The organism is Pseudomonas sp. P7548 (assembly GCF_013386585.1).
Classification (GTDB): domain Bacteria; phylum Pseudomonadota; class Gammaproteobacteria; order Pseudomonadales; family Pseudomonadaceae; genus Aquipseudomonas.
In genome coordinates this window covers 1-494 of the sequence record NZ_JACARO010000181.1, presented here as the reverse complement: position 1 = coordinate 494, position 494 = coordinate 1, and the positions used below count along the sequence as shown (strand labels likewise).

Sequence of the window (494 nt, the reverse complement as noted above, 5' to 3'; positions counted from 1 at the left end):
TGCTGCACCAGCGCCAGGCCGATGCGGCTGGCGTCGTCCTGGGAATGGGCACTGCCGAGCCAGACGAAGGTGGAGTCGGTGTCGCCGTAGATCACCTCATACCCCTGGGCCTCTACCAGCGCGCGGGTCTGGCGCATGATCTGGTGGCCGCGCATCGTGATCGAGGACGCCAGGCGCGTATCGAAGAAGCGACAGCCGCTGGAGCCCAGCACGCCGTAGAAGGCGTTCATGATGATTTTGAGGGCCTGGGACAGCGGCGCGTTGTGTTCGCGCTTGGCCACTTCGCGGCCTTCGGAAACCCGCGCGACGATGGACGGCAGGCAGTGTCGGGTGCGGGAGAAACGCGCACCGCGAAAGCCCTCTACCGACTCGCTGTCATCGGGGTGCTTGAGGCCTTCGACCAGGCCCACCGGGTCGATGAGGAAGCTGCGGATGATCGACGGGTAGAGGCTTTTGTAGTCGAGCACCAGCACTGATTCGTAGAGGCCGGGGCG

Annotated in this window: 1 protein-coding gene; it reads right to left on the bottom strand. The window is 65.4% G+C overall.

The genetic code is table 11. The annotated features are described in order from the left end of the window. Positions 1 to 494, bottom strand: a 494-nt coding sequence (locus HX803_RS32080) for a DNA polymerase domain-containing protein (protein ID WP_306172775.1), incomplete at both ends; no start/stop codon positions are given.